The sequence below is a fragment of the Candidatus Borrarchaeum sp. genome, from assembly GCF_019058535.1.
Taxonomy (GTDB): Archaea; Asgardarchaeota; Sifarchaeia; order Borrarchaeales; family Borrarchaeaceae; genus Borrarchaeum; species Borrarchaeum weybense.
Genome location: NZ_JAHPYX010000013.1, coordinates 1 through 13,604, shown reverse-complemented (window position 1 = coordinate 13,604; position 13,604 = coordinate 1). Strand labels below are relative to the sequence as shown.

Sequence of the window (13,604 nt, the reverse complement as noted above, 5' to 3'; positions counted from 1 at the left end):
TTCAATTTTTTTTTAAATAGTCTTCCAGAAGCCACAAGAACAGCGTAAAAGACGGTTTAATTTATAAAGTAAAGCTCCACATCTAGGACAGTGACCATATAAAGAAATATTCAACTCTGAATGAGTCTTAGTAGAATGAAAATTGCTGCTCACGGTTTATCAAGCATAATAATATATTTCTACCTTATAAGGATAAGAGAGGCTTTCATGTAAGTGAAAAAAGCAAAAGAAGAACTCTTAGAAACGTAAACGTGTTACAAATTTGTTTAAGGGTAATCCTAATTGGTGAGAATGATGGATAGAAAGACACTTTCTTTGATCTTAATTCTAACAGCGATATGGGGTACCGGCCCAGTTACTGCACGATTTCTTGTGGGAGTTTCAGGGGAGATCACCCCAACTGACCTTACTCTCTTGAGGTGGGTGATTGCGTTCATTTTCCTATTTGTACTACTTTGTAGAACTCAAAGTTTTAACGAATCAAAACTTTCATTTAGGGCAGATTGGTTGAATTTTCTGGCTATTGGCGCCGCAAATGCAGCATTTGGTTTATTGTTTTTGTTTGGAGTCAGTTTGAGTTTTGCTGTAAATGCTGCACTTTTAACAAATCTTCATCCTATTTTTATAGCTATTTTAGCACATGTTTTATTAAACGAAAAAACTGGAATCAAGCAATCTCTTGGAATTTTTTCAGCAATAATTGGAATGCTGGTAGTTGTAACGCAAGGTGATTTTTCATCATTAGTTCTTTCAGGACAGTTTATTGGAGATTTTCTATTAATACTTTCAGCTTTGGCGTGGTCTATTCAATCTCTTCTCGCCAGGAAACATGTTAAGACGTACGGAGGATTACAAACTCTTGCTTTAAGTGCTCCATTCACCATTATAATCTTGATTCCATTTGCAGTTATTTTAGGAAATATGCAGACGATATTCACCGTATCTCTGATTGGATGGCTTTTGATATTGCACTTCAGTTTGGGTATTTCTGGAATAGGTTATGTTTTATGGTTCTTAATTCTTCGTAGAATCGAAACCGCAAAGGCCAGCGTATCAATATTAATAGTCCCTTTATATACGATAATCTTCGCAAATATATTCTTAAACGAACCAATTACATTGATGGTAGTTATTGGAACGGTGTTTGTATTGACAGGTATTTATTTGGTTCAAAAAGCTAAGTAGTTGATGCGTCGAACCATTTTATACGAATTGGATCAGGTTCATATGGTCCAAATGGGGATTTGATGCAGAAAAATTTGCAATTACGTCCCATTCTTAAGAGCTATTATTTCTTTAACATCTATAAGTTTCCATACGTAATTTCTTTCTTCTTTGACTATAGATTCAAGAGGTTCTTCAGGCGAATGACCAAGGGCTTTCAGGATATTCTTTGAAAGATTCTTATCTTTAATTAGTTGTACAAATCTTTCCCGTATGGTCTTCTTCTTGTTATCACCCTTCACTTCTACCAAGCGTCCTAAGAGGGTTACAAAGGAATAATCAGAGAGGTCTCGACTATATCTGTCCACTTCAACGGAAACATTAGGATTTTGCTGGAAAAATTCGATTTTTTTACCATATTTGGTTGACAGAAAAAACATGTGCTTTCCATCAAAAATGTAAAGAAACGGCGCAATATAGGGATGTTCTTTGCCTTTAAAAGCAATCCGACACACATATTCATCAATAATTAATTGATCATATTCCTTTCTGTCCATTTGTGGGATTTTTTGAATATCCATAGATATCCCTGCATTCCATTAAATTTTCAACAGTTACCTCAATAAATCTTAGACTATAAAACTTATCAGGATTCATTCTCTTTTTCAACCAATGTTTTGACAGATTCGATGAAGCAAAACACAAAAATGATGATTTCAATAGATATTACAATCAAGATTTTTAGTAAATATTGGTAAAAAAGAGTTGAGATTTTATGACGTTCTCAATTATTGGTTATGATCCTAACACAGGTGATTTAGGAGTTGCCGTACAGAGCAAGTTCATGTGTATTGGAATTGTAACTCCATTTGCGAAAGCAAATGTTGGAGCTCTTGCAACCCAATCTTGGATAAACACAACTTACGGCCCACGAGGGATTGAGATGCTAGAAACAGGTATGGGCGCGAAACAAGTCTTAAAAAAACTCATATCAACTGATGAAATGCGAGAATATCGTCAAGCAGCGATTATAGATTCCACAGGTGCAGTTGACGCATTTACAGGAAAGGATTGCTTCTATTGGGCGGGACACATCATTGGAGACAACTTCAGTTGTCAAGGTAATATTTGTTACGAAGGAACAGTTGAAAGTATGGCTAAGGCATTTGAAACTCAAAAAGGAGATTTAATTGACAAATTGCTTGCAGCAATGAAAGCGGGGGATGAAGAAAGAAGAGGGGACGTTAGAGGGAAACAAGCTGCTGCGCTTTTGGTTGTGCGTGAAAAAGGTGGTTATGAAGGCCTAAATGATCGTTACGTTGATATTCGAGTTGATGAGCATACAGAACCTATTAAAGAACTCTGTAGAATATTTGAACTCTATGATCTGACTTTCCTTGCCAGAGAAGCTACATCAAATTTGTTGACGATTGAAGGAGAAATTTCAATAAAAATAAAGCAAATTCTTATAGAACTTGGTTATCTCAATGAGGCTGAAGCAGCGAAAGGGGATGGCTGGGAAAAAGTAGAGAGGGATGCCTTAGAGGCATGGATTGGAATTAACAATTTCGAAAGCAAATGGCGTGATGACGGTACGATATGGAAGTCAATCTACGGCTATATGATGAAAGAAAAAGGAACGTCTTTCGTTTCGCTCAGAAAAATGTCAGAATGGTGAACTACCACCCTACAAGTTGGGGGGGTCTTCTTGCGGAGAAGGGATAAAGGGGAGACAAAATAACAATACTTTGAAAAACTAATGGTGTTTTGTCACAACAAATTATTATTTTGATGGTTAGACTTCTTTAACCATATAAATGGTTGGTTAGATATATATTACCTATAGGTGAACCTACTATGAGCATTATCATCAACACCAAATACACAAACAACAAACCCTATTATTACGTGTATGTAGTCTATGGTGAAGGCAATAAAGAAACCCATTACATTGGTAGTGCAAAAAACCCAATATCATATGAAAAAGCATTGTATAAAGTCAAAGAGATCCTTAAACAAGAAATGCAGAAGAAACTTCACCATGCGGAAACACGAGCCGAGAACTTAAAGAATGAATACCTTTCTAAATAGGTTAAATATATCTAACCTATATATGCTGCGTTTTTCTATTGTTATGTTTTCTATAATAGATTCATACTATTTTGACTGTTCTAAATGCTTTTCTCATTGACTTAATGCTTTTCCGCGCGATTGATTCAGGATAGAATCCTAGAACCGCCTGATTTAGTGCTTCTAGGGATACTTCTCCGCTTATTCTGCAGAAAGCACCTAAAATTCCTATGTAATTATTACCGCCATAATTTTGATTTGTTAGGCTTTCATCTATTTCATTCATTGAAACTTTGTCAACATCTACTGTTGCTGTGGAGAATCCTATGCCGAAGAGTTCTATTAACTCGTATGGGGAATATGATGAATTGACAAGGAGAATGCCTGACCTTTTTAATCCCTCTGTAACGTCCAATATTTTCAAAAACGAATCATCCAGTACTATGGTGTAATTTGGGCAGCAGATCTGTGGATAAGTAGATAAAAGTTTCTTGCTAATTCGAATGGCAACTTTTAGAATCACTTCTGGTGTTGTGGTTTTAGGTTGAAACACTTGGGAACACTTATTCCTATAAGCTATTGCCTCAGCAAGGATCTCTGCTAATGTAACTACATTCATGTCTCCTCGACCGATTAAGAGAATTTCTTTGATTTTATAAAATGACATGAGGGTACAACCTTTCTTAGAATAAATTGAATCCTGTGTTTTGCTCCTTTTTATCGCATACTTATACTTTGAAATTAAAATTTAGACACTTTTTAATGGATATTTTTGTCTTAAGAACGCAGATTCTAGTAAAAACATTTGAATAGCGATTTAAAATTAGATCAAATCTTAAAACTTTTTAAGTAATAATAATTGACTTTGTAAATAGCAAATTTTTTCATGGAGGAAAAATTTATGCAATTCTCTCAGTTCTCTATAGCATTCCTGATTGACTTTATTGTGTTTGTAGCTATTGTGGCAGTTTCTGTAGCCATAACGTGCTGGCTTTGGGGCTATTCGAGATACAAATTTGCTTGGGGGTCAAGTATCGTTACTGGAATTGTAGCCGCTGTCGTATGGATTATATTTAGAATGTTACCGCTCGGTCGTTATACCTTGGCTATTGCATTTGTTGCAGTCTTTGTAGTGATTCTTCTTGCACTTCGTCACTTTTGGCCTAAATTTTCTGAATGGCCAACAGCGTTTCTCGGTACGCTGGTTTGTATCGTTATAGTCATTGTCATTTGGCTGGTAATTTCATTTATCATTGCGGGGCTGGGTTTGATAGCAGGATATCTGCCCCCACTGAGTATATTCTAACACCAGAATCTAAAAAATTCTTTTCTTTTTTTTTAAGACGGTCATATGAGTTTTTTGAGAAGCTAAAATGAACTAAGAGATAATAAAATTCAAGACAACGAATGAAGAGCTGAAATAGATTATTATAAAAAAAAGGCGAAAAAGAGAAAAAATGGATCGGGATAGACTATGTAACTTGTGCAATTATTGCAAGAATAGCGCCTATTATAACGAGTAATCCCCCGAGACCAAGCACAATTATACCAAAGATTAGGGCAAGTATTATGTATACCCACTCATCTAACTGATCTGCAACGCGGAGAACAATAATTATTATTCCGATAATTATTGATATAGCCGCTGCAATTAAGCCACCAAGAGCACCTAGCGAACTTGGAACACCAAGTCCGATTCCCACGAAACTCAACGCTCCTTGGACAATCATAAGGATTGCACCGACAATCACTAGTATCCATGCCGCTAATAAAATACCACCAGACGGTCTAGCCATACAATCACCATTTCAATATCTTATTTCAGGTTAGGATGAACCCGATTTCCTAGTATATAACTTGTTCGCATTCAAGCTTGTAGAGAACCATGGACTTAAACAAATATCATAGAAGAAATCAACTTCAAGAGAATCAAATAATAACTATTTGAACACTATCGTTTTCTAGATCGAATAAGTGCCAATAACAAAGAATAAGGATTCTCTAAAATTATATAGAAAAAAAGGAAAAAATAATAGGATTATACTTTTGGCAAGATTTCGAGCGATTTATCGATTTGTTCCTGTGGCATTTCATAGTCAACAAGGTTTCCAGCGAGATATTCTTCATATCCTTTTAAATCAAAATGACCGTGTCCGCTGTAATTAAAAGCAATCACTTTTTCTTCACCAGTTTTTTTACATTTTTGTGCTTCTTTGATCACTGCAACGATAGCATGATTGGTTTCTGGCGCTGGAACGATCCCTTCTGTCTTTGCAAAGATCACTCCTGCTTCAAAGGTTTCTATTTGATGGTATGCAACGGACTCCAAGATACCTTCTTTTTGCAGTAGACATAAACTGGGGGCGTCTCCGTGGTATCTTAATCCTCCAGAATGAATTGGTGGTGGGACAAACTCGTGCCCAAGAGTGTACATTTTCACTATAGGAGCTAACTTACCAGTATCTCCGTAATCGTAGGCATAAGGTGCTCTTGTCAATGTAGGAACCGCCTTCGGCTCAACAGCAATAAATCGGATATCTTTTCCTTTCAATTTGTCTGGAACAAACGGATAAAAGAACCCTGCAAAATTACTGCCGCCTCCAACGCAGCCAAGCATCATATCAGGATATTCCCCAATCTCTTCAAACTGTTTTTTAACCTCCTGACCTACAATTGTTTGATGTAGCAGGACGTGATTGAGCACGCTTCCTAGACTGTACTTAATTTTATCGTCGTTTAGAGCATCCTCCACAGCTTCAGATATTGCTAAACCAAGGCTTCCAGGATGGTCAGGATTTTCCTTTAAAACACTTCGTCCGACCTCTGTATTATTAGACGGACTTCGGAAAACTTCGCTGCCATAAGTCTGCATTAATACGCGTCTATACGGTTTCTGGTCGTAACTGACACCAACCATATATACACGGCATTTTATGTCAAAAAGGGCACATGCGAGGGAGAGCGCACTTCCCCATTGACCTGCACCTGTTTCAGTTGTAATTTGTTCTACACCTTCTTTCATTGCAAAATACGCTTGGGCGATAGCTGTGTTGGGCTTATGACTTCCCGTAGGGCTGAGATCCTCTCGCTTATAGTAGATCTTAGCTGGTGTATCCAAATACTCCTCAAGCCGTTTTGCCCGATATAGTGGGCTTGGTCTACCTAATCGCCTGTAAGCCTCTTGTAACTCTTCAGGAATAGGAATGTATCTTTCTGGGGACATCTCCTGTTGTAGAAGTGCAACAGGGAACAAAGGCATTAAATCAGGAGGACCACAAGGTTCTTTCGTTACAGGGTGTAACGGAGGAGGGAGAGGGGCTGGTAGGTCGGCTAATACATTATACCATTGAGTTGGTAACTCATCAAGGTTTAAGACAACTTTTACACCATCATACATTTTCAATCACCTCAAATTTTTTAGATTTCTATTTTTATTTTTCAAAAAAGTTGGAAACGAGGGGGTATCAATAGCTGTTGAAATAGTGGGCTACTGCCACCGCCAAGAATGCCAGGGATGCCAAGAAAAGTTTGAAAAGCTCAAAGCTAAGTCAATTAAAAATTCAGGAGTAAAATCTGTTGGAGTTTTATAAAAACCTTTTTCCGGGCAGGGTGGTTTAGCTTCAAGACTGAGAGAAAAGAAAAGACATTTTGTTAAAGCAACATCCATTGGCGCAATCAAACCACCTATGCATCAGCAGTATTAGCTTTTTGTTTATAAACTTAACGTTTTTGTAAGAATTGCCTACTAACTCAGATAATGCAGAAAAAATAAGCAGGCAATGAATGCAAAAGAAAAATGTTCGATAGCCTTCTTGTAAATGAAGACAAAAGAGATGTATATGATATATTGAGGGGCAGTCTAAAAAACTATCCTATCAATGTTGCGAATTGTTCATCGATCTCCTTTGAAAGTTCATCACATGTCGCGTCTATTTTTTCGGGATCAATTATTTTGAGACGAGAGATGTTTTCGTAGACGCCCAGTTTAAGGATGTCCGCTATAGATGCACCACTTTCACTTGCTGCTCTCATCTTTTGATGTGTCTGCATGATTATTCCAAGCATTCGCTTTGCCTTATCTAGGGAACAGTAAGAATCGACTGGATGATATGCATGTTGCATCAAGTAGTCCTCGCGAATGATACGCGCGGCCTCAAGCACTACTCTTTCAATCTCAGGTAACGCATCAGGACCTACTAATTGTACGATTTCCTTGAGTTCTTTCTCCTTTTGTAAAAGCGACATAGCTTCAATTCTCAAATCTCTCCAATCCGCGCCTAAATTGTCTTTATACCATTCCTCAAGTGTTTCTTGATACAATGAATAACTAGTTAACCAATCAATAGCTGGGAAATGCCTTCGTGATGCTAAGTCTTTAGATAACGCCCAGAAGACCTTTACAACACGTAATGTGTTTTGCGTAACTGGTTCAGAAAAGTCACCGCCAGGTGGGCTAACTGCGCCAACAACGCTTACAGATCCATAACGTTCGTCAGAACCTAGAGTTTTAACTCTTCCTGCGCGTTCATAAAATTCAGCGATGCGGGATGCAAGATATGCTGGATAGCCTTCTTCTCCAGGCATTTCCTCAAGCCGTCCAGAGATCTCGCGAAGCGCTTCGGCCCATCTTGATGTTGAATCTGCCATGATAGAAACATCATAACCCATATCACGGAAATATTCGGCAAGTGTAATGCCCGTGTAAATACTCGCCTCTCGTGCAGCGACTGGCATATTTGAAGTATTGGCAATAAGGACAGTTCTTTTCATTAAAGGTTCGCCAGATCGAGGATCCTCTAGTTCTGGAAATCTTTCTAATACTTCCGTCATTTCATTGCCACGTTCACCACAGCCAACATAGACAACAACTTGTGTGTCAGCCCACTGAGCAAGTTGGTGTTGCATGACTGTTTTTCCGGTCCCAAACCCCCCAGGAATGGCGCCCGTGCCTCCCTTGGACATGGGGAAGAAAGTATCAAAAATCCGTTGTCCAGTAAATAGAGGAACTATTGCGGGAATGTTTTCTTTGATTGGTCGAGGGACACGAACAGGCCATTTCTGCATCATAGTCAAATCTTGACGTCCTTTATCCGTTTCAACTACTGCAATGACATCTTCAATTGTGTAGTCTCCTGCTGGAACAATTTCAACAACCTTTCCAGAGGTTCGTGGTGGAACCATAATTCTGTGCTCGACTAAAGTCGTTTCAGGCACTGTTCCAAGAATGTCTCCACCAGTAACATTATCACCAACGCTCAAGCGAGGCGTAAATGACCATTTCTTTGTCCGATCAAGAGGGCTCGCGACAATTCCTCTTGTAATGAAATCACCAGATAATTCTTTTAAGGAAGGTAAGGGACGCTCAATGCCATCGTAGATCTGGCTGATCAATCCCGGTCCTAATTCAACGCTTAAAGCGCCACCGGTAGCTATAACTTTTTCTGTAGGTCGAATTCCGGCAGTTTCTTCATATACTTGGATACTACACACGTCGCCTTCTAAGGCGATAACTTCTCCGATAAGTTCTTCACTTCCTACACGACATACTTCGTACATTTGTACGCCTGTCATGTTTTTAGCTTGAATTAACGAACCTGCAACTCGTGTAATTTCGCCTTCTATTGTTGCCATAATTTTTCACCTATAATCCCAGCGGCACTCTACCGCGATTTTAATTATAATAATATGTCGACTTTCTCACAAGTCAACTCCAACAGCCCTCTTGACTAGGGCTTTAATTGGATCAATTTCTCGTTTCATTGGTCCATGTTTGTCTTGGAGTTCTACAACAATGGGAAATTCCTTTTCGGTAATTTGAGTTATAATTGAACGAACAGAGGCAGAATCAGCTATCCGTTCAGTAGTAATAATGAGACCAATATCTTTTCTTTCTGAGAGGGTTAAAAAAATGGACCTTGCGTCGTCATCAGTAGTTACATAACCCTCATCAATCCCAGCTAATTTCAAACCAGTAACAGTATCTTCATCCGCTACAGCTACTATCTTCAAAAAAATCGCTCCTCTACTTATTAGATCTAAGAGATTATGCGGAGGAGAGTCTCAATAACTGTGTCTAAAGCCTTAGATAGGTTTTGATTTGCTTTTTCTTTAAGCGATGCAATTTGTGATTCAGATTCTTTGAGTATAACATTTACCGCTTCATCGATTTGTTTCTGAATATCCTGTTGAATTGTTTCAGCTTGCCCTTCGGCATTATTCTTTGCTTCTTCAAGCACTTGCCGAGCTTTTAGGTTTGCTTCTTCTTCAATTTTTTTAGCCTTTTCATTTGCTTCGGAAAGAATTGTGCGTGCTTGTTCCTCTAAATCTCGAATTGCTTTGAGTGTCTCAATGCTGGACATAAATGATATTCTCCTCAATTTTCATGTAAACATTATGAATCGGTTTTATAATAGTTCCCTTTATATTCCTTTCTATCGCTGGCTTCGTTTTTCGAGGTCGGGACTTAGATGGAAGAAGATTGCTGTAAATTGAATCTATGAGGGATCTTAAGAGAAATTCTATAAATCTCTGATGCGTTTATATATAGTATCCAGTTTTCTGCGTCCAGTGTAAAGTTTTTATTTCAATTATTTCAATTTGAATCTGTACGTTTATGAAATTTATTTTTGTAAAGGTATTAACTGTGGGATAATAATGAAAAAGGGATTTAAAAAACTTATACCAGTCTCTGAAGCCATAAATGCCGTTTTAAGCGAACTTAAGCCACTAAAAAGCGAAATAATACATGTTAAAGAGGGCTTAAATCGGGTAATTGTCAATGATATCGTTGCTCGATATGATGTACCAATGTTTGACCGTTCTGCAATGGATGGCTACGCAATTAGATCAGAAGATTCTTTTGGTGCTAGTGTAACTGACCCTGTGTATCTTAAAATTACAGGGAGAATTGAGATAGGAACTATCCCAGATATTGAAATTAAAACTGGAGACGCCGCTCAGATTATGACGGGTGCAGCGCTCCCAAAAGGAGCAGATGCTGTTATAAAAGTCGAGGATACACGAGAACATGGACATAGTATAGAGGTAATTAAACCATATCCTCCGAGAAAAAATGTTAGTATTAGAGGAGAGGATGTAAGGAGAGGTGACGTTATCCTAAAGCAAGGTCATCTTCTTCATCCTCAAGACATAGGCATCATAATAGCATCTGGACATGATCAAATAAGTGTAATCCGCAAACCAAAAGTAAGTATTATATCGACTGGGAGTGAACTTATTGATCCTGGCGAGATACTTGAACCCGGAAAGATATTTGATGTCAATAATGCCACTTTGTCTAGTTTAGTAAGTCAATTTCATTCAATCCCCTCTTTTACCAGAAGAGTAAAAGATGACAGAGACGAATTATTACAAGCCCTTGAAAAGGCAATTGAACAAACAGATGTCATCGTGTTTTCAGGGGGCAGCTCTGTCGGAGAATATGATATAATTGATGAGATTATTCTACAAAAGGGTAAGTTATTAGTTCAAGGTGTAGCTATGCGACCAGGCGCTCCAACACTCATTGGAATCATTAACAATAAACCAGTTTTTGGTCTTCCAGGCTCACCAGTAGCGGCAATGATTTCCTTTGATGTATTTGTGCGACCAACCCTTCAAACTCTGCTTGGAATGACACCATATGATCCAAAACCAATAATTAAAGCGAAACTCAAACGTAGTATTCCATCAGAAGTTGGAAGACGAGATTTTGCGAGAGTAAGGATAGTAAAAGAAAACAACGAATTCTTTGCAGAACTTGTAAGAGTAAGAGGATCAGGAATTATAAGCACCTTGGTGAAAGCAGATGGCATAATTGAAGTTTCTGAAGAGCGAGAAGGCTTAAGCAAAGGAGATTCTGTTGATGTTAAACTCTTTTCACAGCATTATTTTCCCAGTTCGTGAACTACAACCCCTACAAGTAGCGTGGCTCCCTGAACCATCCATTCCCGTTGAGGGGATTTTCTTGCGGAGAAATGATAACAGGCTTAAGGAAATTTATCAAAAACTCTCTTAGAGAGTTCACATGACTTCAAGTGGTTAATAGGAGGTAAAATGTTGAAACGCAAAGTCTACTTAGATCTAGTGTCTATAGAAGAAGCAAAAAGAAGGTTTTATGAGCATTTTAAAATAACTTATCACCTCACTAATTCATCTATATGGGATGCAGGTGGAAAAGTTTTAGCAGAAGATATTGTTGCAGGATACGATGTACCTCCTTTTGATAGGGCTCGAATGGATGGATATGCACTTATTGCCAGAGATTCCTTTGAGGCGGATGAAGACAATCCTATTACATTGAAAATAGTAGATGAAATACCCGCAGGTGTTATTCCAGATGTTGAAGTCAATTCTGGGGAATGTACTGTTATATCAACAGGTGCAGTAATTCCAAAAGGTGCAAATTCTGTCATCATGGTAGAGTACACAGAACAAGAAGAAAAACAAGTGAGATTATTTAGATCTGTTGTGCCTGGCGAAAACATCATGTTTGCAGGATCTGACATTAAAATAGGCGAAATTGTGTTAAGAAAGGGTGAACGATTATCACCACGAGAAATTGGTGTTCTAGCCGCTCTAGGAGTTTCTGAAATCCCTGTTTATCAACAACCAAATGTAGCAATAATCTCAACAGGAGATGAAATAACATCACCAGGTGAACTTCTTGAACCTGGGAAGATTTTTGATATAAATGGTGCTACATTAACAAATGCCGTGAGAGAGTGTGGATGCAAACCCAACTTTTTAGGTATTATAAAAGATTCTCCTGAAATGTTAAAAGAGCAACTCAAAAAAGCGCTCTCTAAAGCTGATGTTGTACTTATATCTGGAGGAACCTCTAAAGGTGTTGGAGACCTTTCCTACAAGGTCATCAATGAGTTAGGAACGCCAGGTATACTAGTTCACGGCGTGGCAATTAAACCAGGTAAACCACTGCTTTTGGCGGTAGTAGATAATAAAGCGATAATAGGACTGCCTGGATACCCAACATCAGCGCTAACTGTTTTTGAGCGTCTTGTAGCACCGTTCTTGCGTTCATTAGCTGGGATAAATAGTCTTGAAAAAAAGGTTCTTGAGGCATACATGGTCACACGAGTAGATCATGCTCTTGGTCGCCATGAATTTCTTCCTGTCCATATTATTAGAAAGGACTCCAAATATTTTGCATATCCAGTTCTTACTGGTTCAGGCGCAATAACTACTCTGAGTTTTAGTGATGGGTTCGTTGAAATTCCCTCAAACCAACTTTTCATTGATGAAAATGAAAGGGTTACTGTAGAATTATTTAGCAACACTATTGAGCCCGCAGATCTTGTCTTTATTGGAAGCCACTGTCTTGGATTAGATCTCATCTACAATTTAATGCAAAAACATGATCCAAGTGTTTCTTTCAAACTAATCAATGTAGGATCGATGAGTGGTATAAAGGCAATAAGAAGGGGAGAAGCAGATATTGCAGGAATACATCTTTTTGACGCAAAATCAAATGAATATAATTTACCATTTCTTCAAGACATTATTGGTCAAGTCATAGTTATAAGAGGTTATAAACGAGAGCAAGGTTTGATAGTTGAAAAAGGGAATCCAAAAAATATAACGGGGCTACGAGATCTACTGAGAGATGACGTGTCTTTTATTAATAGACAAAAAGGATCTGGAACACGGATCCTCACTGATTTCGAATTAGAAAAAATCGCTCAACAAGAAAATATGAAGTTCTCAGAACTTATTTGGGCTATTAAAGGCTATGAAGTTGAGGTGAAAACACATAGTGCTATTGCATCATCCATAGCGTACAAAAAAGCGGATATTGGGGTGGCAATATATTCCGTTGCTGCAAAATATGATCTTGATTTTATACCAATTCGTGAAGAACTCTACGATTTTATAATCCTCAAAGACCGCTTAGATAAGGAAAGCGTTAAACTCTTCATTAAAACTCTCAGATCAAAAAAATTCAAAGAAAAACTCAGTTTAGTCTATCCTGGTATGCAGCCTACTGAAAAAACGGGATCTATAATATCTGAGTAACAAATCATAGAAAAGAAAAAGAAGTGCGAGATTTTAAAAGACTCAATTGGTTATTCTCAGTAGAATCTCATTATTTTAGAAGCATCGATGAATGGCAGCGGCGCCCATGTCTTGGTATTCTTTTTTAGTCACCCACATTTTCTGGAAGGTCTTAAGTGACGATAGAATACTACCTCCGATCCAGACACTGTAGCGTCTTTCTGGTGGGGCGATGATTTTGATCTCCACGCCTTCGGGTACCAGTTCGGTGAGTTCCTTGTGCATGCGTTCCTTTAGTCCGGGGAACATGGTGGAACCGCCTGATAACACGATGTTACCGTAGAGTTCGCGGCGCAAGT

The 13,604-nt window shown here is 38.2% G+C and carries 15 protein-coding genes; 6 read left to right on the top strand and 9 right to left on the bottom strand.

Annotated elements, in window-relative coordinates:
- Positions 1 to 294 precede the first annotated feature (294 nt).
- Positions 295 to 1,185 (top strand): DMT family transporter, encoded by an 891-nt coding sequence (locus tag QVB70_RS00835; protein ID WP_287582418.1) that lies wholly within the window; start codon positions 295 to 297, stop codon positions 1,183 to 1,185.
- Between the two features lie 80 nt (positions 1,186 to 1,265).
- Here QVB70_RS00835 and QVB70_RS00830 read toward each other — a convergent pair whose 3' ends face one another.
- The gene (locus QVB70_RS00830; RefSeq protein ID WP_287582417.1) at positions 1,266 to 1,745 is read right to left on the bottom strand and encodes a pyridoxamine 5'-phosphate oxidase family protein; all 480 of its coding nucleotides are present in this window, start codon (positions 1,743 to 1,745) and stop codon (positions 1,266 to 1,268) included.
- 194 nt (positions 1,746 to 1,939) lie between these two features.
- On the opposite strand from QVB70_RS00830, the gene QVB70_RS00825 reads away from it, so the two are divergent.
- Complete coding sequence (locus tag QVB70_RS00825) at positions 1,940 to 2,842, top strand: DUF1028 domain-containing protein (protein WP_287582416.1); 903 nt, start codon at positions 1,940 to 1,942, stop codon at positions 2,840 to 2,842.
- A gap of 179 nt (positions 2,843 to 3,021) precedes the next feature.
- Positions 3,022 to 3,255, top strand: coding sequence for a hypothetical protein (locus QVB70_RS00820; RefSeq protein WP_287582414.1), 234 nt, complete (start codon positions 3,022 to 3,024; stop codon positions 3,253 to 3,255).
- 61 nt (positions 3,256 to 3,316) lie between these two features.
- On the opposite strand, the gene QVB70_RS00815 is transcribed toward QVB70_RS00820, so the two are convergent.
- Positions 3,317 to 3,901 (bottom strand): 2-oxoacid:acceptor oxidoreductase family protein, encoded by a 585-nt coding sequence (locus QVB70_RS00815; RefSeq protein ID WP_287582412.1) that lies wholly within the window; start codon positions 3,899 to 3,901, stop codon positions 3,317 to 3,319.
- A 234-nt stretch (positions 3,902 to 4,135) separates the two neighbouring features.
- Here QVB70_RS00815 and QVB70_RS00810 point away from each other — a divergent pair, with 234 nt between their 5' ends.
- Positions 4,136 to 4,540, top strand: coding sequence for a hypothetical protein (locus QVB70_RS00810; protein ID WP_287582410.1), 405 nt, complete (start codon positions 4,136 to 4,138; stop codon positions 4,538 to 4,540).
- A 166-nt stretch (positions 4,541 to 4,706) separates the two neighbouring features.
- Here QVB70_RS00810 and QVB70_RS00805 read toward each other — a convergent pair whose 3' ends face one another.
- The 6 genes from QVB70_RS00805 to QVB70_RS00780 form a co-directional block, all read right to left on the bottom strand.
- On the bottom strand, positions 4,707 to 5,030 hold the full coding sequence (locus tag QVB70_RS00805) for a hypothetical protein (RefSeq protein WP_287582409.1): 324 nt from the start codon (positions 5,028 to 5,030) through the stop codon (positions 4,707 to 4,709).
- A gap of 242 nt (positions 5,031 to 5,272) precedes the next feature.
- Positions 5,273 to 6,631 (bottom strand): TrpB-like pyridoxal phosphate-dependent enzyme, encoded by a 1,359-nt coding sequence (locus QVB70_RS00800; RefSeq protein ID WP_287582407.1) that lies wholly within the window; start codon positions 6,629 to 6,631, stop codon positions 5,273 to 5,275.
- A 90-nt stretch (positions 6,632 to 6,721) separates the two neighbouring features.
- Complete coding sequence (locus QVB70_RS00795) at positions 6,722 to 6,901, bottom strand: hypothetical protein (RefSeq protein WP_287582405.1); 180 nt, start codon at positions 6,899 to 6,901, stop codon at positions 6,722 to 6,724.
- 200 nt (positions 6,902 to 7,101) lie between these two features.
- On the bottom strand, positions 7,102 to 8,865 hold the full coding sequence (locus QVB70_RS00790; RefSeq protein ID WP_287582403.1) for a V-type ATP synthase subunit A: 1,764 nt from the start codon (positions 8,863 to 8,865) through the stop codon (positions 7,102 to 7,104).
- Positions 8,866 to 8,931: 66 nt separating this feature from the next.
- Positions 8,932 to 9,243 (bottom strand): V-type ATP synthase subunit F, encoded by a 312-nt coding sequence (locus QVB70_RS00785; RefSeq protein WP_287582401.1) that lies wholly within the window; start codon positions 9,241 to 9,243, stop codon positions 8,932 to 8,934.
- Between the two features lie 26 nt (positions 9,244 to 9,269).
- The gene (locus QVB70_RS00780) at positions 9,270 to 9,593 is read right to left on the bottom strand and encodes a hypothetical protein (RefSeq protein WP_287582399.1); all 324 of its coding nucleotides are present in this window, start codon (positions 9,591 to 9,593) and stop codon (positions 9,270 to 9,272) included.
- Positions 9,594 to 9,888: 295 nt separating this feature from the next.
- Here QVB70_RS00780 and glp point away from each other — a divergent pair, with 295 nt between their 5' ends.
- A complete protein-coding gene (gene glp, locus QVB70_RS00775; protein ID WP_287582398.1) occupies positions 9,889 to 11,139 on the top strand; it encodes a gephyrin-like molybdotransferase Glp in 1,251 nt (416 codons plus the stop codon).
- A 150-nt stretch (positions 11,140 to 11,289) separates the two neighbouring features.
- Positions 11,290 to 13,266, top strand: a complete 1,977-nt coding sequence (locus tag QVB70_RS00770; RefSeq protein WP_342766528.1) for a molybdopterin biosynthesis protein — start codon at positions 11,290 to 11,292, stop codon at positions 13,264 to 13,266.
- A gap of 75 nt (positions 13,267 to 13,341) precedes the next feature.
- Here QVB70_RS00770 and QVB70_RS00765 read toward each other — a convergent pair whose 3' ends face one another.
- Positions 13,342 to 13,602 (bottom strand): hypothetical protein, encoded by a 261-nt coding sequence (locus tag QVB70_RS00765; protein ID WP_287582396.1) that lies wholly within the window; start codon positions 13,600 to 13,602, stop codon positions 13,342 to 13,344.
- Positions 13,603 to 13,604 lie beyond the last annotated feature (2 nt).